Source organism: Pseudomonas sp. HY7a-MNA-CIBAN-0227 (genome assembly GCF_040310325.1).
Lineage (GTDB): Bacteria > Pseudomonadota > Gammaproteobacteria > Pseudomonadales > Pseudomonadaceae > Aquipseudomonas.
In genome coordinates this window covers 140,339-164,360 of sequence record NZ_JBEOPT010000011.1, presented here as the reverse complement: position 1 = coordinate 164,360, position 24,022 = coordinate 140,339, and the positions used below count along the sequence as shown (strand labels likewise).

The following is a 24,022-nucleotide window of genomic DNA, read 5'->3' as shown; positions in this document are numbered from 1 at the left end:
CCGCCACGGTGCCGTGCTCGCCCATTTTCACAGTTGCAGCGCAACGTTGGACCGCCACCACCAGCCCCGCTGCAACCCCGCCGCGGCCAACAGAATCGCGGCCACGCCAAGCCATTGCGTCCATCCCAAACGATGGCCAAAGGCGATCCAGTCGACAAAAATCGCGGCGATGGGGTAGATAAAGGACAGCGCACCGGTGAGTGCGGTGGGCAACTTCTGGATCGCTCCATAGAGCAACACGTACATCAAACCGGTATGCACCACGCCCAGTGTCAGCAATGCCGCCCAGGAGTCCAGTGAAGCGGACACGCTCTGCCACTGCATCAATGGCGCCAACAGCAAAGCCCCAGTGGTCACTTGAATCAAGGCCATCAGATGCGGCGGAACATCCTTCAGGCGTTTGATAATCAGCGCCGCAACTGCATACAGAAACGCAGCGCCTATCGCCAACGCCACGCCGACCAGGTAGTCCTCGCCATTGTTCTGCTGGTCCCCATGAGCGGTGACGATCGCCAACATCCCCAGGAATGCCACGCCCAGCCAGGCCAGCTTCGGCACGGTGATTTTTTCACCCAGGAACACCGCTGCAAGCATCACCAGTATAAAGGGCTGGACGTTATAGACCGCCGTACTGATGGCAATTGAAGCCTTGGCGTAGGAGGCAAACAGCAGCAACCAATTGCCGACGATGGCCACTCCGCTGAGCATGGCCAACGCGAGTGTCGAGTAGCTCAGCAGGTCAAGACGCAGATAACCCAGCAGCCCGCAGACCGCCACCAGGGTCAAGGCGCCGATCACACAGCGCCAGAACACCACCTCGATCACCGGCACGCCTGCCGCCAGTACGAACCAGCCGATAGTGCCGGAAATCAGCATGGCACCAACCATTTCCCACGACCCGCGACGTATGGATTTGTCCATGACTCTGCTCCTCAAGTGAGGCTCAATTATGGCAAGCTGAACGTCACCTGCTCCAGAACCTAAAAAAGGCGAAAAACCATTTCTACCTATTCTTATTAGGCAAACTCGACAAACCACTTCAGGAGAAAACCGTGATAGACCTCATCGACCAACAACTGATCGCCGCCTTGATGGAAGACTCTCGGCGCTCCCTCAAGGCTCTGGCCGGGATCACTGGGCTGTCCTCCCCCAGCGTCGGCGAACGGCTGCGACGGCTGGAAGAACGCGGCGTACTCAAAGGCTACACGGTGGACATCGACCCCAAACACTTCGGCTATCTGCTACAGGCCATCGTGCGCATTCGCCCCCTGCCCGGACGCTTGCAGGAAGTGGAACGGCAAATCCAGGCAATCGCGCAGTTCACCGAGTGCGACAAGGTGACCGGTGAAGACTGCTTTATCGCCCGGCTGCATGTACGCACCATGGATCAACTGGACACACTCCTTGACCGGCTCAATGTCTATGCCGAGACAAACACCGCCATCGTCAAGAAAACCCCGGTGAAACGGCGGTTGCCGCCGTTGGGACAAGTAGATAGCTATACCTAGGGGTCCAACACCCCGCCACTCCAGCTCTCTGAAACCCTGCTGCCGGTAAACTTGGCCACCACCGAGCCCTGGGCCACCAACCGCTCCCGGTGCCGGGTCACCATGCGCCCGGTTTGTGCGGCTCGCAGCACCACCTCGGAATCGGGTTGCCCCGGTCGCCCGATAATCCTGGCAAAACGCTGGCCTTCCTCGACCTCATCGCCCAGGCCTTTTTCAAATACCAATACTCCGGGACACGGCGCTAGGATCGTTTCCATACAGCCCATATCCACCGCCTGGCCCTGCCAATCGCCGATTACCGCAGGCTCGTCGATCACGCCGCTTGCACAGAGCCAGGCCCAAATCCCGTCGCCATCCTGTTGGGCCAGTTGATCACTGACATCGCCCTGCCCTCGCAGCTCGATGGTCGCTGCCAGTCGTGGGCCTGCATGGGCAATAATGGTTTCTTCAAATGAACCATCGCCGCCGTCATCCCAGAGAATGGCCAGATCCACTTTCAGCGCAGCCGCCAATGCCTGGCCTTGAGGCCAGAAACTGCGGTGGATGTAGAGGTACGGCACGGCTTCATCATCGGTGTGCAGGTCTAGCACCAACTCAGCCTCGGCGGCCAGTTGCACCAGGCTTTTTTGCCATTGGGCCAGGTTGCTGGCGGGTCGATCCAGGGCCAGGGAGTGATCGAACCCACGGTTGAAATTCTGCCCGGTGGCCTCATGAAACCGCCCCAGCTGCCGCCCCTGGCGAAACTGGCCGATGCCGAACGGATTGGCCTGGGGCACCACGGTAACGCTGCCCTTGAGCCGGCCCTGATCCGCACACGCCTGCAACCTGGGCAGCAGTTGATGCAGCACCAGCATCCCGGCGATTTCATCGGCATGCACGCCGGCTTGCAGGTGCACCCTGGGGCCGCTGCCGTCGCCTTCAATGCGCCAGGCGCCGATGTGCAGCGTGTTTCCTGAGTCGCCGGGGACATGCCATGAAAGGTCTGTTGTCATCTCTGGGTTTCCTCGCCAACGGGTTGCACATCGGTCTCTGCCGGGTACAGGGGCTGGGTCACGGAGCATTCGGCGCCGACCACATCCTGTGACACCGGAGGCCGGGCGCTGAGCATGGCCAGCGTGCCGCTGACGGCGATCAGTGCGGCGCCGATGATCAGCGACACGTCCATCAACGTGCCCCAGATCAGGCTGGACAACAGGAACGCCCAGATCAGCCCGGTGTACTCGAACGGCGCCAGCAACGTCGCCGTAGCCCGGCGAAAGCTGGCAAACAGCAGGAACTGGCCGATGCCGCCCACCAGGCCCGACGCCAACATGCCCAGCCACGCTGGCGTCGGTGAGGGCGTATGGGTCCAGGGCAAAGTCACCGCCATGCACATCACAAACACCACGTTGGTGATCAGCATCTGCTCCAACACCGAGGTACTGTCGTCTACCTGCCGCAACTGGATGTAGGTAAAGGCCCAACACAACGCCGCCGCCAACGTCAGGGCAATCGGCACCGGGTCGACCATGCTACTGGGCCGACAGGCGATTACCACGCCGACAAATCCAATGATCAGTGCGATCCACTGGCCGCGACTGGCACGCTCCTTGAGGATCAACGCCGCCAGCAACGTAACCATGATTGGCGCAGAAAAATACAGCGTGGTCATTTCTGCCAGGGTCAGGTCACGGGCGGCGGTGTAGTACAGCAACCAGGCCAACAACGACAGCAACCCACGAATGATCAGCAGCTTGCGGCTGACCGAGTGCCAGGCCCGGCGCAACAGGCCCAGACGACCGGCGATCACGCACGCGGCGACCACCACCAGGCTGCGCCAGAACAGAATGGTGAACACCGAATAGTCGGCCACCAGCCATTTGATCACCGCGTCCTGCAAGGCCAGAAAAGCGTAAGCCAACGAGCACAGGGCGATGCCTTGCAGGGAGCGATCGTTTTTCATCCGACGGACCTGCGCAACGGCGTGCCACGCCGCTCGGCAATGGCATACACCCCTTCGATCAAAAAGGTCAGGCACAGGTAGACACCAGCCACCAACAGCAGCGGCTGGTAGATTTGCAAGGTTTGCGCACGCACCACGTTGGCCGCACCCAGCAGGTCGACCACGGCAATGGTCGAGGCCAGGGCGGTGGACTTGAGCAGCATCACCGTCTCCCCCGCCAGGGTCGGCAACAGCAGGCGCATCGCCCGTGGCAAACGCACCCGCAGCAGCGCTTGGCGTGGGGTCATGCCAAACGCCGAGGCCGCTTCCATTTCACCCTTGGGCACCGCCAGCAGGCCGCCGCGAATCACTTCGCCGACATAGGCACCCACCGACAGCACCAGGGCAAAGACGATGTACCAGTAACCATCGCGCAGGAACGGCCACAGAAAGCTGCCGCGCACCATCGGAAACTGGGCGAACAGGCTGCCCAGGCCATAGTAGAAAATGTAGATCTGAATCAGCAGCGGCGTGCCCCGCAGCACACTGGTGTAGGCCATGGCGCAACGGGCCAGCCACTTGCGCCGCGACAACCGCGCCAACGCCACCAGCACCGCCAGGGTAAAACCCAGCACGGCCGAGATCGCCAACAGCGACAGGGTCGTTTGCAAGCCTTTGCCGATCAGTCCTGCGTAATAAAATATCCACTCAGGCATAAGCTGTTCACTCGACCACAGGCATCCAGCGACGAATACGTCGCTCCAGGCGCCCGGACAGGTAGTTGGAGGCCAGAGTCACCAGGTAATACAAGGCAGCGGCCGTGAGGTAGAACAACAGGTAGTGCCGGGTCGAACCCGCCGCCTGCTTGGCGGTGTACAGCAACTCGTTGGTGCCGACCACGCTGATCAGCGCGCTGTCCTTGATCAGGTTGATCCACAGGTTAGACATGCCCGCCAAGGCGTAAGGCGCCATGATCGGCAACGTCACCCGGCGGAACAGGCCAAAGCCGCTCAAGCCAAAGGCTCGCGCCGCTTCAATCTGGCCGTGGGGAATGGCCAGGATCGCCGCCCGGAAGATCTCCGAGGCATACGCGCCCTGCACCAGCCCCAGCACCAGAATCGCCACCAGCGGCCCGCTGATATTGACCTGCTCAAATCCCATCCATAGCATCAGCGCGTTGAGGCCCATGGAGCCTGCGTAATACAGCAGCAGGATCAGCAGCAACTCAGGCACCGCGCGAAATACGGTGGTATAGCCGCGCATTACCAGGGCAATCGGCCGGGGCGCACTGAGCTTGGCGCAGGCCACCACCAGGCCGATCAGCAGCCCGACCACAAAGGACCCGGCCGAGATCTGCAGGGTCATCCATAACCCTTTCAGCAGCGCATGGCCCCAACCCTGTTCGCTGAAGCCGAGTAGATCGAACATCGCCGGCATTTCAGGCCTCCTTACTTGGCGTAGGGGCTGTCGCAGACTTTGCTCTCGAACGCCTCGGTGTCGGCCCTTTTGCACGGGCTGACGGACAAGCCGAAATACTGTTGAGACAGGTCGGCGTAGTCCTTGCTCACCAGCAATTCGCCTATGGCCTTGTCCAGCCTGGCTTTGAGTTCGGTGTCCTCCTTGCGCAGGCCGGCACCGACGCCACGGCCGATAATCGGGTCATAGGGCACGCTGGCAATATGGGCCAGGTCCTTGGCTTCAGGGGTTTTAACCATCATGGCGATGGCAGTGTCGTCGGCCATCATGTAGTCAATGCGCCCAGCAATCAGGTCGGCGTTGGCGGATTCCTGAGTGTCGTAGTACTTAAGCTCGGCGATGTTTTCGTAGTACTTCTTCAGGTAGTTGGCGCTGACCGTGGATATCTGCACACCGATCAGCTTGCCCTTGAGGCCCGCCGGGGAGATTTCCACTTCGCTGCCCTTGGGCCCGGCGACGCCCAGCAACGAGTCGTAATAGGCGCGACTGAAAGCGATCTGTTTTTCACGCTCATCGGTGATGGACATCGAGGAGAAAATCACGTCGATCTTCTTGGCCAGCAGCGACGGAATAATGCCGTCCCAGGCCACTTCTTTGATCTGGCATTGCGCGTTCATGCCTGTGCAGAGTTTATGGATCAGGTCCACCTCAAAGCCTGACCATTGCCCGTTGCCGCCCTTGACGGTGAACGGTGGATAGGGTTCCGCCGCCACTGCAAACACGATGGGTTTTTCCGCCGCCAGCAGCGTACCTGCCGCCAGCATCAACACCGCACTGCTCAACCACTTTGCCAGTCGATTGGATTGCATGATCTTGCCCCGTCTTATTATGGAGTTAGCGAGTTTGATGCGCATTGACGAACTGCCGGCAACGCTCACTGCGTGGGTCGATAAACACCGAGTCCGGCGTGCCGGTTTCCTCGATCAAGCCTTGGTGCAGAAAAGCAACTTTGCTGGAAACATCCCGGGCGAAGGCCATTTCATGGGTGACCAGGATCATGGTGCGGCCCTCCTCTGCGAGCGATCGAATCACCCGCAGCACTTCACCCACCAGTTCCGGGTCGAGGGCCGAGGTGGGTTCGTCGAACAGCATGACTTTGGGGCGTATGGCCAGGGCGCGGGCAATAGCTACCCGCTGTTGCTGGCCACCGGAGAGAAAGGCCGGGTACTCGTTGCGCTTGGCCGCCAGGCCCACGCGGTCGAGCAAGGCTTCGGCGCGTTCGATAGTCTCGGCGCGGCTTTCGCGCAGGACCTGGGTCGGTGCTTCGATGAGATTTTCCAGCACCGTGCGATGGGGCCACAGGTTGAAGTTCTGGAACACCATGCCCAGGGTCGAGCGAATCCGCACCAGTTGTTTGGCGTCGGCCACCAGCGGCGCGCCGGGACGCCCGTAATTGAGTTTGATGCTTTCGCCATCGACGTGGATGCTGCCCTGGTCCGGCACTTCAAGCATGTTGATGCAGCGCAGCAAGGTGCTTTTACCCGAACCGCTGGCGCCGATCAGCGAGATCACCTCGCCTTCGTGGGCGGTCAGGGAAATGCCCTTGAGCACCTCGATATTGCCGAAGCGTTTGTGCAGGTTGAGCACCTCGATCATCTTTTTGGCTTCGGCGGGCTGCACGGTAATGATCCTGGCAACCGGGACCACGCGCGGCTCTTGCGCCAACTTGGCAACAAAGCCAGAGATGCGCACGCAGGCCTCGGCCAAGCGCACTTCACCCAGGGTGAACGACAGCCGCACAAAGCCCTGGGCCGGTTCGCCGAACGCGGCGGCATCCAGCACCGATACCCCCGCTTCACGGAACAGCCGCCAGGCAAAATCCAGGGAGCTGAGGCCGGTGTCGCGCACATCTACCAGCACAAACATCCCGGCCTGTGGTGTCTGCACCTTGATGCCTGGGCAACCGCTGAGCCCGGCCACCACTAGGTCACGACGACGAAGGTAGATTTCGCGCATGCCACCGGTCACTTCGTCGTGGGCCAACACCGCCGCAGTGGCCGCTTCCATGACAAAGCCCGGCAAGCCGTAGAACATGCTCAGCACCAGGGTTTCGGCGTGGGCGACCATGGTCGGTTCGGCGATTATCCAGCCGATGCGCCAGCCGGTCATGGCGTGGGACTTGGACAGGCTGCCAATCACAATGCAACGCTCGGCCATGCCCTTTACGGCGGCGAGGCTGTGGTACTCGCCCTCGAACACCAGGCTTTCGTAAACCTCGTCCACCACCACCCACAGGTCATGTTTGATCGCCAGATCAGCAATGGATTGCAGTTCGTCGCGGTTGAGGACTACACCGGTGGGGTTATTGGGGTTGGAGAAAAAGATCGCCCGAGTACGCGGGGTTATTGCGGCGGCCAGCAATTGGGCATCGAGGCGAAAGCCTGACTCGGCCGAGCATGGCACCCGCACCAGTGTCGCGCCGCTGGCCTTGAGGGTGGCCTCGTAGGTGACGTACATCGGGTCAAGGACGACCACTTCATCACCAGGCTGCAACAGGCACAGGGAGGTGACAAACAAGGCGTTTTGCGCCCCGGCGACGGTGATGACGTTTTCAGCGCTCACAGGCCGTGCGAGGGATTGGCTGTAGCGGGCGGCGATGGCGTCCCGCAGTGCCGGGCGGCCGGGAATTTCGGTGTAGTGGGTATCACCCTGGCGCAGGGCGTTAATGGCGGTGTCTGTGATAAAGGCCGGCGTGGAAAAATCCGGGTCGCCGACGCTGAGGATAATGATGTCTTCGCCTTTGCTGCTTGCCTGGAAGGCTGCATGGTGGATATCCCAGGCTGCCACGCCCTGCCCTGCAATTCGCTCAACAAAGGGTGAAAACCGCATGCCAGTGCCTCTCGTTCAATCAGAAAAAGCGCAAGCCCGGCTGTCGCCAGCCGGGGGGTGCAGCCAACATAATTGAAACTGAACACTCGTTCAACGGTAAATTTCACAGGTGTCGTTTACAGCTAAAACAGGTCGTTGTGGTGAGGCGACTCCATCGTCAGTCTTGACGCTCGGCATTACCTGCATCCGCCGCGTCAGCCGGGTCAATGAGGGGTACTTGAGCATCATCCATCAGGGAGCCTGGATCTTCGTTGCCAGGGTCGTTGATGGGTTCTTCGGTTTCACATGACATGGTTTTTTCCTCTAGCCGCCCGGGGTGTCAATATCAGCGTCGGTCTCGGGCTTGGGCTCCTGCTCGGACTTGAAGTCCGGGCTGAACTCATTGTCCTTGGCCACAGGATCACTGGCGGGTTGCGGGTCCTTGGGCGCTTTGGTCGTCGATTCAGAAGCCGGCGCTTCGTTCAAGCCACCGTCAATGGCAGGATCGTTTCTGCCACTCACTTGCGGGTCTTCACCGTAGAGCGGGGTTTCGGACTGATCGTTCATAGCTACCTCTTACAGATCACTCACAAACACATGTGCTTAACGTTAAGGGTCTGCCAGGGGCAATGAAGTTCATTCAAGTTGACCACGACTGATCAGTGGTCAGGAGCCGGGATTGTCCACCTGGATGTAGAACGCAAAAGCCCCCAGCAGCATCCAGAACACCATGAACAGCCAGGGCGTGCGCACCGAAAACAGCAAGGCCTTGCGATAGCCCTTGTGGGACGACTCCGTCTCGCAAAACAGCGGCGATTCGTCATAGGACAGCCCCATCACCGGTTCGCTGCGCAGCAGTTCGCTTTGCTTGAAGTGCCAGTGGTCAATGATGTCGTAGGCCGCACGAATGCCGGGCCAGGCATTCAATGAGCTGAGTACCCCCAGCAACGCCAGGAACGCCGGCACCACCAGAGTGAACAGCTTGCCCCACTCCGGGTTGAGGTTGCTCATGCAAGACACAAAGGCGATCACCAGGAACGACTGCGCCGTTAGATAGGCGTCAGTGCGGTTGGCGAGAATGGTGGTTTCGTACTGGATCTCTCGTCGGTAAAAATCCAGGCGGTCCTTGGGCGAGCCAAATATCTTGGCCGCCTGCTCGGTGAGGACTGATTCCGGGGTTTGCGGAAAAATTATTCTGGGCACAAGCAGCAGTCTCGTGGGGTTTAATCCATTTAGAAGAAGCGCTGTTGTACAAAGTTCAAGTGAGTTCAATGCACCGTCTTGGCGCATCGGCGATACAAAACCCGCACCTGCCTTGGGCAAGCCTGGCCCGATGCAGCCGGAATCGGGACAGCAAGTGGTTTTATTCAGCCAATATGGTCACACGCAGCGCTGTTTATTCAAGGCATATAACTGTCAATTTGGATCATTGATCCCGCCTCGGTGCTGCTCTTAAGGTTGGTCGGGTGCAACGCCCTTCCAATCATAAGAACAGGTGCAGAACATGTCCGACGATTTGAAATTGTCCGCCGAGGCCGCCCACACGCTGCAACGCTGGCACGCCATGCTGGCTGCCGCCGACTTGAAGGCCCTGCCCGAACTGCTGGCTCCGGACGCCGTGTTCCGCTCACCCATGGCCCACACGCCCTACCCCGGCGCGCCGGTGGTGTCGATGATTCTCAATACTGTGTTCAAGGTCTTTGAAGATTTTGTCTACCACCGCGAGCTGGCGACAGCGGATGGCAACAGCGTAGTCCTAGAGTTCAGCGCCCGGGTCGGTGACAAACAACTCAAGGGCATCGACCTGATTCGCTTCAACGAACAAGGGCAGATCATCGAGTTTGAAGTAATGATTCGCCCGCTGAGTGGCTTGCAGGCCTTGGGTGACGAGATGGGACGGCGCCTGGCGCCGTATCTGGCCAAGGCCAAGGGCTGATCAGCCGAGGGAGTTTGTTTGCCTTAGAAAGTCGAGCAGCAGTTCGTTGACCCTTTGTCCCTGCTCGTTCTGAATCCAGTGCCCGCAATTGGGCAGTACATGCTGCTGCAGGTTCGGTACCACATCGGGCATGCGCTTGAGGGTATGGGCTTCAAATACGCCCACCGGGTCGCGGTCGCCAATCAGGAATAACGTCGGTTGCCGCACCTGTTTGCCGGCGAGAAACTCGCTGCGTTGCCAATTGCGCTCAAAGTTGCGGTACCAGTTCAACGGGCCGCGAAAGCCGTCGACGAAGGTTTGCACGTAAATATCCAGGTCGTGCTGGCTGCACCAGTCCGGTAACGCGCCAGGCAGCGCGACACCTTCCAGCAATTTGGCTGTGGCCGGTTTTTTCTGCAAAAACACATCCTGGTCCTGCATGAACAGCCGCAAGGTGCGCTCGATATCGGCATCCAGCTCGCGCTCTGCCACGCCGGGTTCCTGGAAGTACAGGATGTAGTTAAAACGGTCGGCGTACAGCTCGCGCATGATCTCGATCACCGGCCGCCTCGCGCGCCCGGCGAACGGTACAGACATCGTCACCAGGGAGGTAACGCGCGCAGGCTCCAGCAACGCCAGGTGCCAGGCCACCACCGCCCCCCAGTCGTGGCCGACCATGCAGACCTGCTGGTGACCAAACAGGTCCATGGCGCCCTGTATGTCGGCGCACAACGTCAGCACGTCATAGTCAGCGATATCAGAGGGTGCACTGCTCTTTCCATACCCGCGCATCTGGGGCACAAACACTCGAAACCCCGCCGCCGCCAGCACCGGAATTTGCAGGCGCCAGGAGTGCCAGCACTCGGGAAAACCATGGAGCAACCACACTGGCGGACCGCTCTTGGGGCCTGCGATGTGCAGGCTCAAGTCAATGCCGTTGACCTTGACGGTCTGCTGCTCGATGGCGCTCATCACTGGGTTCCTTGTATGGACAGGGCTCAAGGAAGACTGCTGCAACGACCGGGTTTGCACCAGCATCATTGACGTCATCAATGCCCAGGGTGGTGGTCTTGCAACGCCGAGCCGGTCATATTGGCTGACAGTCATTGCCATTGAGCGAGCCTGAACCATGCAACTACGCGCCAAAAGTCTGGTCGCCCTGACCGCCTCCCTGTGTGCCGCCTTCGCCTGCGCCGACAGCCCGGACCCGGTGTTGACACAGCGAATGGACGCAGTAATCGACAGCGCCATCACCGATAAACGCCTGGTAGGCACGGTGGTGCTGGTGCTGCGCGACGGGCAGTTGGTGTACCACCGGGCAGCGGGGTTGGCAGATCGAGAAGCCGGTCGGCCAATGACCGAAGAGACCATTTTCCGCCTGGCCTCTGTCACCAAACCGCTGGTATCGGCCGCCGCGCTGCGCCTGGTAGAGCAAGGCAAGTTGCGTCTGGACGACCCGGTCACCCGCTGGCTTCCCACCTTTAGCCCAAGGCTTGCAGATGGCACCGTCCCGGTGATCACCGTCAACCAACTACTCAATCACACGGCTGGCCTTAGTTACGGTTTTCTGGAAAACCCTCGCGGCCCGTATCGCACCGCTGGCGTTTCAGATGGGCTGGATGAGCCGCAGATAAGCCTGGTGGAGAACCTTACGCGCATCGCCAGCGTGCCCTTAAGCTATACGCCAGGCACCGGCTGGCAGTATTCGATGGCCACTGACGTGCTGGGCGCCGTGCTGGAAAAAGCTTCCGGCAGCAGCCTGCAGGTACTGCTCAAGGAGTCGGTCACCGATCCGTTGGGCTTGCGTGATACCGGATTTGCCGTCACTGATCTGTCACGTCTGTCCGCCGCCTATCAGGACGGCTCGCCGCAGCCGCTGCGCATGGTTGATCAAGCCACCATCACCAGTGGCAACAGCACCGCGCTGTTTGATGTGCGGCGTATCCTCGATCCCCGCGCCTACCCGTCCGGTGGTGCCGGCATGGCCGGGACAGCGGGAGATATTGCGCGTTTTCTGGAAGTTATCCGCCAGGGCGGCGCGCCCATTCTGACAAGCCGCAGCGTGCAGTTGATGATGGCCGACTCGGTCGGCCCACACGCACAAACCCAAGGCCCTGGCTGGGGTTTTGGTTATGGCTGGGCGGTACTGGATGACTGCGCCTTGGCCGATACGCCCCAGTCCAAAGGCACGTTGCAATGGGGCGGCGCCTACGGCCACAGCTGGTTTGTCGACCCGCAGCAAAAACTCACTGTCGTAGCACTGACCAACACCGCCTATGAAGGCATGTCCGGCCTGTTTACCCGACAGTTGCGCGATGCGGTTTACCCGCCGCAGTGATGCTCAGGCCACCGACCACCAACGGGGCAACAACTGCCTGATACGCGATTCGGCAAAGCGATCATCTATCAACATCACCACGCCCTGGTCCTGCTGGCTGCGGATCACCCTGCCCGCCGCCTGCACTACCTTCTGGATACCGGGATACAGGTAGGTGTAGTCATAGCCGGAGCCAAAAATGGCCCCCATGCGCAGCTTCATTTGCTCGTTGACTGGGTTCAATTGCGCCAGGCCAAGGGTGGCGATAAAGGCCCCGATCAGGCGAGTGCCCGGCAGGTCGATACCTTCACCAAAGGCACCCCCCAATACGGCAAACCCTATGCCCTGGCTGTGCTGGGTGAACTGGTCGAGAAAAACCTGGCGCTCGGCCTCCGCCATGCCCCGCGATTGATGCCACAACGGGATATGCGGGTGCCGCTCGGCCAGCAATTGCGCCACCTGTTGCAGGTAATCAAAGCTGCTGAAAAACGCCAGGTAGTTGCCAGGCTGCAGCGCGAACTGTTCGGCGATCAACGCCACGATCGGCTCCAGCGACGCCTGGCGATGGACAAAGCGGGTGGAGATCCGATCAACAATGCGCACCTGCAACTGCTCGGCCTTGAACGGTGATTCGACGTCGATCCACGCCGTATCGGCCGGCAACCCGAGCAAGTCGGTGTAGTAATGCCGAGGGTTCAGGGTCGCGGAAAACAGCACGCTGCTACGGGCGGCGGTCAGCCGTGGGCGGATAAACTCGGCAGGCACCACGTTGCGCAGGCACAGTCTTGATGAACTGCGCTTGCCAGCCAGTTCGCGCTTGCTGATGTCGAAGATAAAATGCTCGTTGAATAGCTCCGCCACCCTGGAAAATTGCAGGGCGTCGAAGTAGAAGGTTTGCAGTTCACCACTGAGCGCTTGCGGGTGGTCGTTGAAATACTGCCCCATGGCGCTGGTGCACAGGGATAAGGCTTGCAGGAGTTTGTCCGGCTTTTGCCCATAGGCCTGGTACGGGGCGATCTGTTCCTTGTGCAGGGCGTTCCACTCGCGGTTCAGGCGCTGCAAGGGTTTCTTCAGCGGTTCGGGGGCCGTATGGCGCAGGGTCTTGAGGGCGTACTGATCAAGGTCAGCGCTGTACATCGAGCGGCCCCGCTCCACCAGGTTATGGGCTTCGTCCACCAGCACGGCAACACGCCACTGGTTGAGCTGGGCCAGGCCGAACAGCATCGCGCCAAAGTCAAAATAGTAGTTGTAGTCGGCGACCACGACATCGGTCCAGCGGGCCATTTCCTGGCTCAAGTAGTAGGGGCATACCTCATGGGCCAGGGCCACATCCCGCAGGTTGCGCTGGTCCAGCAAACGGACCTTGGCGGCGGCTTCGCGGGCGCCAGGCAGGCGATCATAAAAACCCTTGGCCAGTGGGCAGGAATCGCCGTGGCAGGCCTTGTCCGGGTGTTCACAGGCCTTGTCCCTGGCCACCAGCTCCAGCACTCGCAGCGCCAGGTTCGGGTTTGCGTCATACAGCACCTGCGCTGCATCCAGGGCCAGTTTGCGGCCGGGAGTTTTCGCCGTGAGGAAAAACACCTTGTCCAACTGCTGGGGCGCCAGGGCCTTGAGCATCGGGAAGATCGTGCCAACGGTCTTGCCGATGCCGGTCGGTGCCTGGGCCATCAGGCAGCGGCCGGTGCTGACAGCCTTGTATACCGATTCGGCCAGGGAGCGCTGGCCGGGACGAAAGTCGGCATGGGGAAAGGCCAGGGACTGGGCGGCAGTGTTACGGGCTTCGCGCTGGTGCATCTCCTGCTCGGCCCAGCCAAGAAACAGCGCGCACTGCTGATTGAAGAACTGTTCCAGGTCCGCCGCCTGGAAACTGTGGCTCAATACCGTTTCCTGTTCACCGACAATATCGAAATACACCAGGGCCAGGATAATCTCCGCAAGCCCCAGCTTCTGGCACATCAGCCAGCCGTAAATCTTGACCTGCGCCCAGTGCAATTGCCGGTGGTTGGCCGGCTGGGCGTCGAGGTCGCCACGGTAGGTCTTCACTTCCTCCAAACGATTGTGGTCCGGGTCGTAGCCGTCCGCCCTGCCGCTGACTTTCAACTGTTGGTACTCACCCTCCAGCGTCACCTCGCTCTGGTAGTGGGCGCTGCGCCGCGAAGCGACGGTGCGGTGGCCGACGATACCTTCCTGGGCACTTGGGGACAGGGTAAAGCGCAGGTCGAGGTCACCGACCTTGGCGGTGAACTCGCACAGCGCCCGCACGGCAACCGTGTAGCTCAAGCGCCCTGCTCCGCCCAGCGCACGTAGCAAACCGTCACCGGCATCTGGTGCTCGCCGCAGAACTCCAACCAGCGCAATTGGTTGTCCTGCAAGCGGTCGCCGGGGCCTTTGACTTCGATCATGCGGTAGGTTTTCTGTGCGGGCCAAAACTGGATCAGGTCCGGCATGCCGGCGCGGTTGGCGCGGATGTCCAGCAGCAGGCGCTCGAACCAGTGACGCAGATGCTCGGCGGGTAGGCAGTCGAGGGCCTGTTCAAGCAACTCTTCGCTGAGCACGCTCCAGAACACGAATGGTGACTGTATGCCCCACTTTTCGGCGTAGCGTTGGCGCAGGGTGGTTTTGTAGCGCCCGTCGCTCAGCTCATCCAGGCACCCGGCAAACAATTCTGCACGGCGCTGGTGAAAGTCCTCGCTGTGCAAATCCACCGGGCCACGCTGGAACGGGTGGAAAAACGACCCTGGCAGCGGCGCGAAAATCGCCGGCCAGCACAGCAGGCCAAACAGGGAATTGATCAGGCTGTTCTCGACGTAATGCACCGGTGCGGCGACATCGCTCAAATGCGCCTGAACGCAGTGCTCTACCGACATCATCGGGTCCGCAGGCAGTTCAAGGTCCAGGCGCAGGACTTCCCGTGGCCTTGGCTTGGGCAAGGCTGGCTCACCGAGCTTGCGCCGCAGCCGTGGCAACACTCGCAGCAGGTGCTGCTGTTCGGCGGCGCTTTCCGGTAACTGCTGTGCGAGCTGAGCCAGGCTCATGGCCTGGGCAAAATCTTCCTGGCGCTCCAGCACCCGGATCAACCGTGCCCGCGCACCGGGATAGGTACAACTGCGGTAGATCGTTTCGGCCAGCGCCAGTTCGGCGACTCGCTCACAGTGCTGGCCCACTTGAAACAACAGCTTGGCCCGACGTTTTTCCAGCCAGGGGTTGTCGGTGCTCAAGGTGACGATCTGTTCCAGCACAGTCCCCAAGGCCTCTCCTGCTTCAAAGGCCTGCTGGCATTGGTGCAGAAATAGAAACCCGTGAACATCGTCCCGGCTGCGCAGCCCACGGGATTCGGCGCAGAACGGGACTTTTTCGTAGGTGTAGATTCCCAGGTCCGCCAGCACAAACTCCGACCAGTCCTGGTACAGGTTGCCGAAGAACATCAGCCGCAGCCGGTCGCACAGGTCCATGACGGTGAGGCTGTAGAGCCGGTCGTCCACTTCCGGGCACCAGTGCTGGAAGCGGCGGGTTTCGGCAAACTGCGCCGACAACACCGGTAGCCAGTCAGATTTTTTTCCCTTGGGTTGATCGATCCAGGGTTTGAAGGCCCCCAGAATCTCGCCTTTTTGCAACAGCGCGAACACCTGTTCAAACGGCAGCAGGCTTTGCTCATCTACCCAACCCCGCTCTATCAGGGGCAAGACTGCCGCGTGCACCGGGCCGATCTCGGCATAGTTGAGCTTGCTCGCCCGAAAGTGCACACCTTTACGCATGATCATGCGCACCAGCAGCGCCTGGGAGGCTTGCGGCAAGCTGTCGAATTGCGCAATGAAATGCTGTTCGTCGCGGTCCAGCAAATCGGCATAACGCTGCCCAAGCCAGTCGAGGACTTGGCGCAAGTTATGCAGATAGTAGAACGGGTCTTCCAGGGGGTTGGACATTACGGGCACTTAAGCAAATACTGGTTATGCATACAGATTGCCGCCCCCCGCCAGCCGTTGCAATCAGTAATAGATCAGTGGCGCACGCAACTTTTTGCACAAAAGTGATCAGATGGGGGTGGTTGCGCGTAACATTTGTTGCCCGCAGCCCCTTGGCACGGGACTTTTAAAGGATGAAGGTAAGGGTTATGAACATGAAAAACTTGGGTCTGCCGCTGGTTGTACTCACTTTTCTGGTATTGGCCGGTTGCTCGACGCAGACCGTCGTGACCTTGCAGAACGGTACCCAGTACTTGACCAAGGACATCCCAAAAACCAAGACTGCCGATGGCTTCTACGAGTTCGTCGACATTGCCGGCAAACATGTGCGGGTCAAGGCTGATGATGTAGCGACGGTGCGCAAGGAAGACTGATTCAGCTGTGGCGTGCCTACCCCCTTTCGTAGCAGCTGTCGAATAGAACGAGGCCGCTACGAGGGGGCTGGTTCCTGCCTTTACTCAGGTGATGACGATTCCGTCCGCCGACAAGCTATTGAGCCCCACTCCCACCAACGTCACCGAATCCGCCCCAAAGCTGAGCACCGTATCGCTGCCCACTGCCTTGGCATGCTCACGATAATCCGATGGTCCCTCCACCCCGCTGAACACCAACGTGTCAGTCGCCTGATAACCGATAATTCGATCCTGGCCAAAGTGCCCGCTGAACGCAAAAGTGTTGTGGCCGCTGCTGTCGCGCAGGGTATCGTTGCCCGCGCCACCTTCCAGGAAGTCTCTGCCAGCCCCGCCCCGAATCAGATCGTCGCCGTCGCTGCCAATGATAAAGGTATCGCCCTTATGGGGGTTGGCATTGCGGTTGAGGTCTTGCACCCAGGTATTGGCCCGGGCCGGGTCCGACAGGTTGGCGACAATAATCGTCGAGTCGCGGGTCATCAGGTCATAGAACGTCGAGTCGAGGATACGGGTCATGCCGTCGCCGTAGCCGGTTGGCAAATGAGAAATCCAGGTCGGCAGGTTGACGATGGAGAACGGCAAGACATTCCACAACGTCGAGGCGTAATGATCGTTGAAGCTGACGATATTGTCGGTGGTCGAGTCATGGGGTTTGTCATGCACGCCCAGGGATGACAGGTTGGTCGATGAACCGTCGAGAGCGCGGAACACCGGGTCGTTTTCATAGCCGATGTTCAGTACTTTATCGCCACCACCCTGGGTCGGTGAAGCAAACGCCAGGTAGTTGGCCTCCTTGTAGAAACCCGCCCATTTATTAGTGCTCAAGTCGGCCATGCTGTTGACCGCCAGGCCGCCCAGGCTATGGCCGCTGACCAGCACGTCCTTGCCCGTCAGGCCTTGGGTGCTGGCGTAACTGGCGACGTCCTTGAGCAAAGTGCCGAACGCTTCGCCGACGTAGTTTTTTGCGTAGTCCTTCGGGCCCAGGGCCGCCAGCAAATCGCTGATCAGGTCGCCGAGAGAATCGCTGACCAGGCTTTCCCGCGGCCCCGACGTGCCGCGAAAAGCAATGCCGACTTCCAGCAATTTGCCGGTGTCATCGTACTTGCCCAGCACTTCCACTTGGGCAGTGGTGTAGCCGGCTTTTTCGCCAAAGAACGTGCCTCGGGCGTCGACCTTGCCACCATAGCCCAGGGTACTGGCGCTGATGGGCGTCCAGCCGGCTTTTTGTACGGCGTCCAGGGCGGCTTTTTCCGAATCAGGGTTCCAGGGAATGCCGGGGATTACACCCTGGGAGTTGGTGCTGCCGAGCAAAGCACCCACCAGGGTCGCCGGCAATCCCAGACCCAAGCCATTGTGCTGGTAGCCCACGGCAAAGCCGTTATCCAGGTTGTGGTAGGAGTACAGCGTGATCGCCATGGCATCGGCGAACAGCGCCTTGGAGTCCACGGCTTCGAGGTTTTTATAGTCAAAGACACCCATGGTATTGCCTCTCTTTTGTTGGAATTGTCGAGCAAGCTGAAACACACGCAGATGATCGTTCCCACGCAGGGCGTGAGAACGATCGGTCAACGATTCAGAACGCCCAATCCAGGCTCAACCCCACCCCGTGGACTTTCTCCTTGCTGGCCAGCAGGCCGTTGTAGTCAAGATTGACCCGCGCATCCTTGCTCAACGCCAGGCTGACCCGCGCGCCCACCAACGCCGCATCCCGCACCATCGGCGAGCTCTCCACCGAGAACGGTGTGCTGCCTGAAGCAAACACCAGGTGTTGCTCGGACTCGGTGCCGCTGAGGTTGTGCTGCCAGCCCAGGGTGCCGGACACGTCCAGTTGCTGGTGATCGGTCACGTTGAATGTCTTCAACGCCCGCACACCCAGGGTGCTCAGCACCAGGTCGCGATTGTCATCACCACTTTTCAGCGCCGCAGCGTCACCCTTCTCGGTAAAACCGTCGGTATCCAGATGCACGTAAGCCAGGTTCGCGAACGGCTCCAGAGCCAGTGGTTGCAGGTTCAAGCGGTAGGCTGCTTCGGTAAATAGCTGGGTGCTGCGGGCATCGACCTTGGCTTTCTGTTTGCCGGCCACTTCACCGTATTGCAGCTCACGCTTCACATCGGCGCGATGCCAGCTGTAGGTCGCCCCGCCACTCAGGCGCCAGGCGCCGATTTCCTTACCGGCATAGGCACCGAGGTGGTAGCTGTCCACCGACGCCCGAGAGTGGGTGTCACTGCCCATGTTCAGCGACGTGTCGCTGTAACCGGCTACCAGGCCCAGGCGTGTATCCTCATCCAGCGCACCGTCGACACCTGCGAGCATGCCGCCGATGGAGGTGGTGTAGCCCGCCGTGTCGCTGCGGCTATCGGTCTTGCCCCAAGCACCGAGGGCCTTGACCCAGACGTTGCCACGGCTGTCGACGGTCTGGCTGGCAGCGCCCATTTCCCCTTGTTGCAAACGCTCGCCAACCGCTTCGCGCAGGTAACGGTTGTCATTGATCAGCGCGGTTTGCAGCGCCGGGTAGATTTCCCCGGACAACTGCTGGAACGCCCCTTGGGCCGACGCGGCATTGGGCGCCAACAGCAGGCTTTCATAGACACCATTCCCTGCGCCCAATTGCTCGGCGGCAGCGGCCACTGAGCGCTGGTTGTCGGTGGCGGCAACACTGGCAAAGCTGTTGGCGTTGCGCGCGACATCCAGTTGCACGCCATTGGCGGCGTAGTTCAAGCTACCGCCGACAAACAGGTAGTTCGGCAACACGGCGCCGAAGCTGCCAGTGATACCACCCGCTGCCTGGAGGATGTTGTACTGGCGACCGATCAGGCTTTGGGCCTCGGTCTGGCTGAGCAAGGTCGGACTGTTTTCCAGGGCCAGGGTCACCGTGCCGCCGTTGAGGGTGGCCTTGCCGCCGGCCACGATCTGGTCGCTGCTGGTGTTCGACAGTTCCACCGCGTAGGTGGAACCGGCGTCGAAGCTGACATCACCCGCCACGTTTAAAGTGCCGATGGAGTTGCCCGGTGCCACAGTGCCGCCGCTTTTCGCCGTCAGCGAACCGACGCGCCCGGAACCACCCAGCACGCCGCTGTTGCTGACGGTGACATCGGAGGTGACTGAGCCATTGATCGCCAGCAGGCCTTGATTGACCAGGGTCGGACCGCTGTAGGTATTGCTGCCGGTGAGCACCAGCGCGCCGATGCCTTGTTTGGTCAACCCGCCGTGACCCGAGATGTTGTTGCTCCATACATCCAGCCCGCAATGCGCATCCGTGCACAGCCGTTGGGTCGGCTTGCCGGCGTCCACCACGGCGCCAATCCCTGGCAAGTCCGCGACAAACTGGCCGCTGCCATAAGCACCATCGATACGAAACTCAGCCGGGATATCCTCGGCGGTGATAAACATCCCTGGCCCGTTCACCGCCTTGCCCAGGTTGATCATGCCCCAGCCGTACAGCGAGTCGATGCCGGGGGCGCCAAGGTCGGTGGCGGTGGTTTTCAGCAGCGTGGAGATCTGATCGCCGCTCATGTACGGGAAACGCTCCATCAACACCGCCGCACTGCCCGCCACATGGGGCGCGGCCATGGACGTGCCGTTGAAGTTGGCGTAGTCGGTGGTCAGGTTTTCCAGGGTGGTGCCGTTGATCACCGAGCTGTAGATCTTGGTGCCGGGCGCCGAGACACAGAAGCTGGCGGCGTAACCGCACCGTGAGGAAAAGGTACTGATCACGTACGGATCAGGGCTGGCAGTGTTGGGGTTCTGCTGCAAGGCCGCCACCGACAGCCAATTGGGGGCGATCTCTGGCACGAAGTACGCCAGGCCCGAGATGGCATCCGGGTTATTGCGGTTGTAGTCGTTGCCGGCGGCGAAGATGGTCAGCACGCCGCTGCGGGCAGCGTCGATGGCGCCTTGATAGGCGCCGCCAGCGACAGTTCCGAGGATCGGCCGGATGTTATCGAACTGCGCCTGGGCCTCGTTGACGGTGAAATTGGGAAACGCTGGATCGCGACCGCCCTTGGCATACTGATCACCGATACCGATGCCCCAGCTGTTGTTGATAATCCGCGCGCCACCGGCCACCAGGGCGTCCCAGCCGGCCTTGTACACCGCGCCGTCGTTGCCGAGGATAATGCCGTCTTCGGGGCCGGGGTCGCCGTTTTCGGCGGTAATGATTTGCGCGTCAAACGCCACGCCGTGCATTGGCCCGCCATCACGGTTACCTGCTGCAATGCCGCCGACGTGGGTGCCGTGATTGCCCAGCTTACCGTTGGAGCCCAGGGACGGCGTGCCGTCGTAGCGAAAGGTATCGCCGGCCTTCACCGGAATATACGGGTCGGTGTATTGGCGAATGCCCTCGGTGACAATCGTCACCACCTTACCGGGGCTGGCGAACTCTGGATGCAGGGCGTAGACCGGCTGATCGAAGATCCCCAGCTTCACGCCCTTGCCGGTGTAGCCAGCAGCGTAGGCCGCATCGGCATGCACGGCGCCCAGGCCCCAGTCGGCCTTGAACTCATTGCTGCGCCAACTGGCAGCATCCCCCAGCTTGCCGGTTTCCACGTAGGGTGCGGCCTGGGCGGTACCCAGGCTGGCCAGGCAACACAGCAGCGCGCCGTATGGCACGCAGCTCAGGGCCTTGAGCGGGTAGCCCGGGCCTGTTGGGATGGCGGTGTGTAACCCACGGTTTTTTAGTTTCACGGTGACTTTCCTTAGTTTTTATTGCACGTGTTGAATCACTTCTGTTTCGATCCCCCAGTAGCGAGGCTGCGTACTCAAGTTCAGAACTGCCAGTTCAGGCTTAAACCAACTCCCTGACTTTTCTCCCGGCCACCCAATTGGCCGTTGTAGTCCAGGTTGACCCGCGTGGTTTTGCTCAACGCCAGGCTGGCCTGTACGCCCACCAGTGCGGCATCGCGCAGCAGCGGCGAACTCTGCACCGCAAACGACGGCCCACCGGCGACAAACGCCAGGTGCTCTTCGGATTCAATGGCGCTCAGGCTGTGCTGCCAGCCCAACGAGCCGGAAAGGTCCAGTTGCTGCTGGTCATTAAGGTTGATGGTTTTCAAGGCCCGCAGACCCAAGGTGCTCAGCACTGCATCACGACGATCACTGCCACGCTCCAGCGCGGCGGCATCGCCTTTTTCGTGGAAGCGGTCACTGTCCAGATGCACATAGGCCAGATTGGCGAAAGGCTCCAGGGCCAGGGCTTGCAGGTTCAAGCGGTAAGCGGCCTCGGTGAAGACCTGAACGCTGCGGGCATCGACCTTGGCTTTCTGCTTGCCGCTGACTTCGCCGTATTGCAAGTCACGCTTGACGTCGCCGCGATGCCAGCTGTAGGCCGCGCCGGCACTCAGGCGCCAGTCACCCAGTTCATGCCCGGCATAGGCACCAAAGTGGTAACTGTCGATGGATGCCGAAGAGTGAGTGCCGCTGCCCATGCTCAGCGAGCTGTCGCTGTAGCCGGCCACCAGCCCCAGGCGGGTTTCCTCATCCAGCGCACCGTCCACACCCGCCAACATCCCGCCGATGGAACGGGTGTAGCCGGCGGTTTCGCGGCGGCTGTCAGCCTTGCCCCACGCGCCGAGGGCCTTGACCCAGACGTTGCTTTCGCCGGTGACCGGCACCTGGCGCAGGCGCTCGCCGACAGCATCGCGCAGGTGACGGCTGTCATTGATCAGCGTCGCGCCAATCGCCGGGTAGATTTCCCCTGACAACTGCTGGAACGCCTGTTGCGCCGAGGCCAGGGAGTCCGAACGCAGTACGCTTTCATACACGCGATTGCCCGCGCCCAGTTGTTCGGCAGCGGCCGCGACAGAGCGCTGGTTACGGGTGGCGCCGACGCTGGCAAAGCTGGCGTCGCTGCGGGCGATATTCAGTTGCACGGCATTGGCGGCGTAGTCGAGGGTGCCGCCAAGGAACAGGTAATTGGGCAAGACCGCACCAAACTGCCCCTCAATCCCGCCAACAGCCTGGAGGATGTTGTATTGCCGGCCAATCAGGCTTTGGACCTCACTCTGGCTAAGCAGCGTCGGGCTGTTTTCCAGGGCCAGGGTGACGGTGCCGCCGCCCAACACGGCTTTGCCGCCCGCAACAATCTGGTCGCTGCGGGTGGGCGTCAGTTCCACCGCATAGGTGGAGCCGGCTTGCAGCGCAACATCACCCGCCACCTGCAAGGTGCCCACCGAATTGCCCGGTGCGACGGTACCGCCGTTTTTCACCAGTAACGCAGCAATACGGCCGGAACCTCCGAAGGTGCCTCGGTCATTGACCGTGACGGCGGACGTCAGCGAACCGTTGACCGCCAGCAAGCCGCCGTTGACGGTGGTCGCACCGCGATAGGTGTTATCCCCCGTCAAGACCAGGCTGCCAGCGCCGGACTTGACCAGGCTGCCTTCATACACGCGTTGGGCCGCCGCAGCATCACGGGCCGTGCCGACGGCGTAGTCGGTCTGGTCCTGCTGGCTGGCCGTGGCGCTTAGGCCGTTTTCCCAGCCCTTGTCCTGCAAGGTTTGCTGCCAGGCCGCGTGCTCGACGCTGTCTTCGGTTTGGCGCTGGATCAGCGCCTTGTCGGAGATGGCATTGCTCCACACATCGCCCTGCCCGGCGACCAGGCTCACGTCCATCGGCCCGAGCAATTGCCCCGGCCCATGCATCGCCCTGCCCAGGTCCGGCACGCCCCAGCCAACCTTGCTGGTGGGGGCATCGGTGATCGAGCCATCCAGTTGCGTGGCGGTGGTCAGCAGCACCTGCAAGGCCTGCTCGTTGTTCATGTACGGGTAACGCTCCATCACCAACGCCAGAGCGCCGGTGGCATGGGGCGCCGACATCGACGTGCCGGACTTCACCCCGTAGCCGCCGTCGGGAATGGTGCTGTTGATCAGCGCGCCCGGCGTGGCAATACACCAGTATTTGGCGATGCCGCACTGGTTGTATTTCTGGTTATTGGCCTTGTCCAGGCCTGACACCGCCAGCCAGTGACCTTCCAGTTCAGGCTGAAAGTACGGCAAGGCCGAACGCACGCTGGCGTTGGCATAGCCGCTGTTGCCGGCGCTGAACACGTTGATCACTCCAGCCCTGGCCACATCGGCGGCGGCATCCAGCCAGGTGTTCTGGTTGTAGTGCTGGGCGTAGGCCGCATGCAGGTCGCCAAGGCTCTTGTAACTGACGTCCTTGGGCTGGCTGCCCCAGCTGTTGTTGATCGCCCGCACGCCGGCATCCACCATCGCTCTGTAGACCGCCTTGAAGTATTTCGGGTCTGGGGTCGGGCCAAACAGGAAACTGTCGTTGGCGTTGGTATTGCCAACGTATATTTGCGCGTTGTATGCCACGCCGTGCATGCCCACGCCATCACGGGCAGCGCCCATGGTGCCGGTGACGTGGGTGCCATGGGAGTCGTTGTTGGGGTTGAGCGCGCCAGTGACGCCACTGGCAGTGACCGGGTGAAAGCGATCCTTCGACGCTTCGGGGTGGTTGGGATCAAAGCCCGAGTCCAGCGCGCCGATTTTTACGCCGCTGCCGCTGATGCCGGCGGCGTAGGCCTCATTGGCTTTCATGCGGTCCAGGCCCCAGTCGCTCTGGTATTCGCCAGAGCGCCAGCTGGCGGGGTCGCCACGTTGGCCGGTTTCGCTGTACAGCGCGTGGGCCGTGGCCGGCAGTGCCGCGGTCAACAGCAGCAAGGAGCCGGCGGTGAATCGTGGATTAGTGCTCATGCAAAACTTC

General features: G+C 61.0%; 20 protein-coding genes. 4 read left to right on the top strand and 16 right to left on the bottom strand.

The genetic code is table 11. From position 1 onward, the window contains the following. Positions 1–27: 27 nt before the first annotated feature. The gene (locus AAEZ06_RS19105) at positions 28–921 is read right to left on the bottom strand and encodes a DMT family transporter (protein WP_350615638.1); all 894 of its coding nucleotides are present in this window, start codon (positions 919–921) and stop codon (positions 28–30) included. A 131-nt stretch (positions 922–1,052) separates the two neighbouring features. Between AAEZ06_RS19105 and AAEZ06_RS19100 the strand changes: the two genes are divergently transcribed. After that, positions 1,053–1,508, top strand: a complete 456-nt coding sequence (locus AAEZ06_RS19100) for an Lrp/AsnC family transcriptional regulator (protein ID WP_350615636.1) — start codon at positions 1,053–1,055, stop codon at positions 1,506–1,508. Here AAEZ06_RS19100 and AAEZ06_RS19095 read toward each other — a convergent pair. The 9 genes from AAEZ06_RS19095 to AAEZ06_RS19055 form a co-directional block, all read right to left on the bottom strand. Continuing rightward, complete coding sequence (locus tag AAEZ06_RS19095; protein WP_149414186.1) at positions 1,505–2,500, bottom strand: M14 family metallopeptidase; 996 nt, start codon at positions 2,498–2,500, stop codon at positions 1,505–1,507. The two genes, AAEZ06_RS19100 and AAEZ06_RS19095, sit on opposite strands and share 4 nt — an antisense overlap. Continuing rightward, positions 2,497–3,450: a DMT family transporter gene (locus tag AAEZ06_RS19090; RefSeq protein WP_149414187.1), complete on the bottom strand. Its 954-nt coding sequence runs from the start codon at positions 3,448–3,450 to the stop codon at positions 2,497–2,499. The genes AAEZ06_RS19095 and AAEZ06_RS19090 overlap by 4 nt, the downstream gene beginning before the upstream one ends. Beyond that, on the bottom strand, positions 3,447–4,145 hold the full coding sequence (locus tag AAEZ06_RS19085) for an ABC transporter permease (RefSeq protein WP_149414188.1): 699 nt from the start codon (positions 4,143–4,145) through the stop codon (positions 3,447–3,449). The genes AAEZ06_RS19090 and AAEZ06_RS19085 overlap by 4 nt, the downstream gene beginning before the upstream one ends. Before the next feature lie 7 nt (positions 4,146–4,152). Continuing rightward, positions 4,153–4,866 (bottom strand): ABC transporter permease, encoded by a 714-nt coding sequence (locus AAEZ06_RS19080; RefSeq protein ID WP_149414189.1) that lies wholly within the window; start codon positions 4,864–4,866, stop codon positions 4,153–4,155. A gap of 11 nt (positions 4,867–4,877) precedes the next feature. Continuing rightward, a complete protein-coding gene (locus AAEZ06_RS19075) occupies positions 4,878–5,714 on the bottom strand; it encodes a transporter substrate-binding domain-containing protein (RefSeq protein ID WP_149414190.1) in 837 nt (278 codons plus the stop codon). Positions 5,715–5,739: 25 nt separating this feature from the next. After that, positions 5,740–7,734 (bottom strand): aminotransferase class I/II-fold pyridoxal phosphate-dependent enzyme, encoded by a 1,995-nt coding sequence (locus AAEZ06_RS19070; RefSeq protein WP_350615633.1) that lies wholly within the window; start codon positions 7,732–7,734, stop codon positions 5,740–5,742. A 157-nt stretch (positions 7,735–7,891) separates the two neighbouring features. Continuing rightward, positions 7,892–8,026 carry a hypothetical protein gene (locus tag AAEZ06_RS19065; RefSeq protein WP_256666332.1) on the bottom strand — a complete coding sequence of 45 codons (135 nt, stop codon included), beginning with the start codon at positions 8,024–8,026 and terminating at the stop codon, positions 7,892–7,894. Between the two features lie 11 nt (positions 8,027–8,037). Beyond that, positions 8,038–8,280: a hypothetical protein gene (locus AAEZ06_RS19060; protein ID WP_149414192.1), complete on the bottom strand. Its 243-nt coding sequence runs from the start codon at positions 8,278–8,280 to the stop codon at positions 8,038–8,040. A gap of 99 nt (positions 8,281–8,379) precedes the next feature. Continuing rightward, complete coding sequence (locus tag AAEZ06_RS19055) at positions 8,380–8,916, bottom strand: hypothetical protein (RefSeq protein ID WP_149414193.1); 537 nt, start codon at positions 8,914–8,916, stop codon at positions 8,380–8,382. Positions 8,917–9,217: 301 nt separating this feature from the next. On the opposite strand from AAEZ06_RS19055, the gene AAEZ06_RS19050 reads away from it, so the two are divergent. Beyond that, positions 9,218–9,649, top strand: coding sequence for a nuclear transport factor 2 family protein (locus AAEZ06_RS19050; RefSeq protein WP_149414194.1), 432 nt, complete (start codon positions 9,218–9,220; stop codon positions 9,647–9,649). Here the strand turns inward: AAEZ06_RS19050 and AAEZ06_RS19045 are convergent, their stop codons facing one another. Further along, on the bottom strand, positions 9,650–10,600 hold the full coding sequence (locus AAEZ06_RS19045) for an alpha/beta fold hydrolase (RefSeq protein ID WP_149414195.1): 951 nt from the start codon (positions 10,598–10,600) through the stop codon (positions 9,650–9,652). Between the two features lie 157 nt (positions 10,601–10,757). Here AAEZ06_RS19045 and AAEZ06_RS19040 point away from each other — a divergent pair, with 157 nt between their 5' ends. Beyond that, positions 10,758–11,966, top strand: a complete 1,209-nt coding sequence (locus AAEZ06_RS19040; RefSeq protein WP_149414196.1) for a serine hydrolase domain-containing protein — start codon at positions 10,758–10,760, stop codon at positions 11,964–11,966. 3 nt (positions 11,967–11,969) lie between these two features. Here the strand turns inward: AAEZ06_RS19040 and AAEZ06_RS19035 are convergent, their stop codons facing one another. Both AAEZ06_RS19035 and AAEZ06_RS19030 read right to left on the bottom strand, forming a co-directional pair. Then, positions 11,970–14,225 carry an ATP-dependent DNA helicase gene (locus tag AAEZ06_RS19035; protein WP_350615629.1) on the bottom strand — a complete coding sequence of 752 codons (2,256 nt, stop codon included), beginning with the start codon at positions 14,223–14,225 and terminating at the stop codon, positions 11,970–11,972. Beyond that, positions 14,222–15,868, bottom strand: coding sequence for a VRR-NUC domain-containing protein (locus AAEZ06_RS19030; RefSeq protein WP_350615627.1), 1,647 nt, complete (start codon positions 15,866–15,868; stop codon positions 14,222–14,224). The genes AAEZ06_RS19035 and AAEZ06_RS19030 overlap by 4 nt, the downstream gene beginning before the upstream one ends. 188 nt (positions 15,869–16,056) lie before the next feature. Here AAEZ06_RS19030 and AAEZ06_RS19025 point away from each other — a divergent pair, with 188 nt between their 5' ends. Further along, positions 16,057–16,281 carry a YgdI/YgdR family lipoprotein gene (locus tag AAEZ06_RS19025; protein WP_149414199.1) on the top strand — a complete coding sequence of 75 codons (225 nt, stop codon included), beginning with the start codon at positions 16,057–16,059 and terminating at the stop codon, positions 16,279–16,281. Between the two features lie 84 nt (positions 16,282–16,365). Here the strand turns inward: AAEZ06_RS19025 and AAEZ06_RS19020 are convergent, their stop codons facing one another. From AAEZ06_RS19020 to eprS, 3 genes are all read right to left on the bottom strand, one after another. Next, a complete protein-coding gene (locus AAEZ06_RS19020) occupies positions 16,366–17,796 on the bottom strand; it encodes a polyurethane esterase (protein WP_350615625.1) in 1,431 nt (476 codons plus the stop codon). 94 nt (positions 17,797–17,890) lie between these two features. After that, positions 17,891–20,935: an autotransporter domain-containing protein gene (locus AAEZ06_RS19015; RefSeq protein ID WP_502948041.1), complete on the bottom strand. Its 3,045-nt coding sequence runs from the start codon at positions 20,933–20,935 to the stop codon at positions 17,891–17,893. Between the two features lie 146 nt (positions 20,936–21,081). Next, complete coding sequence (eprS, locus tag AAEZ06_RS19010) at positions 21,082–24,012, bottom strand: autotransporter serine peptidase EprS (RefSeq protein WP_350615623.1); 2,931 nt, start codon at positions 24,010–24,012, stop codon at positions 21,082–21,084. Between the last annotated feature and the right edge of the window lie 10 nt (positions 24,013–24,022).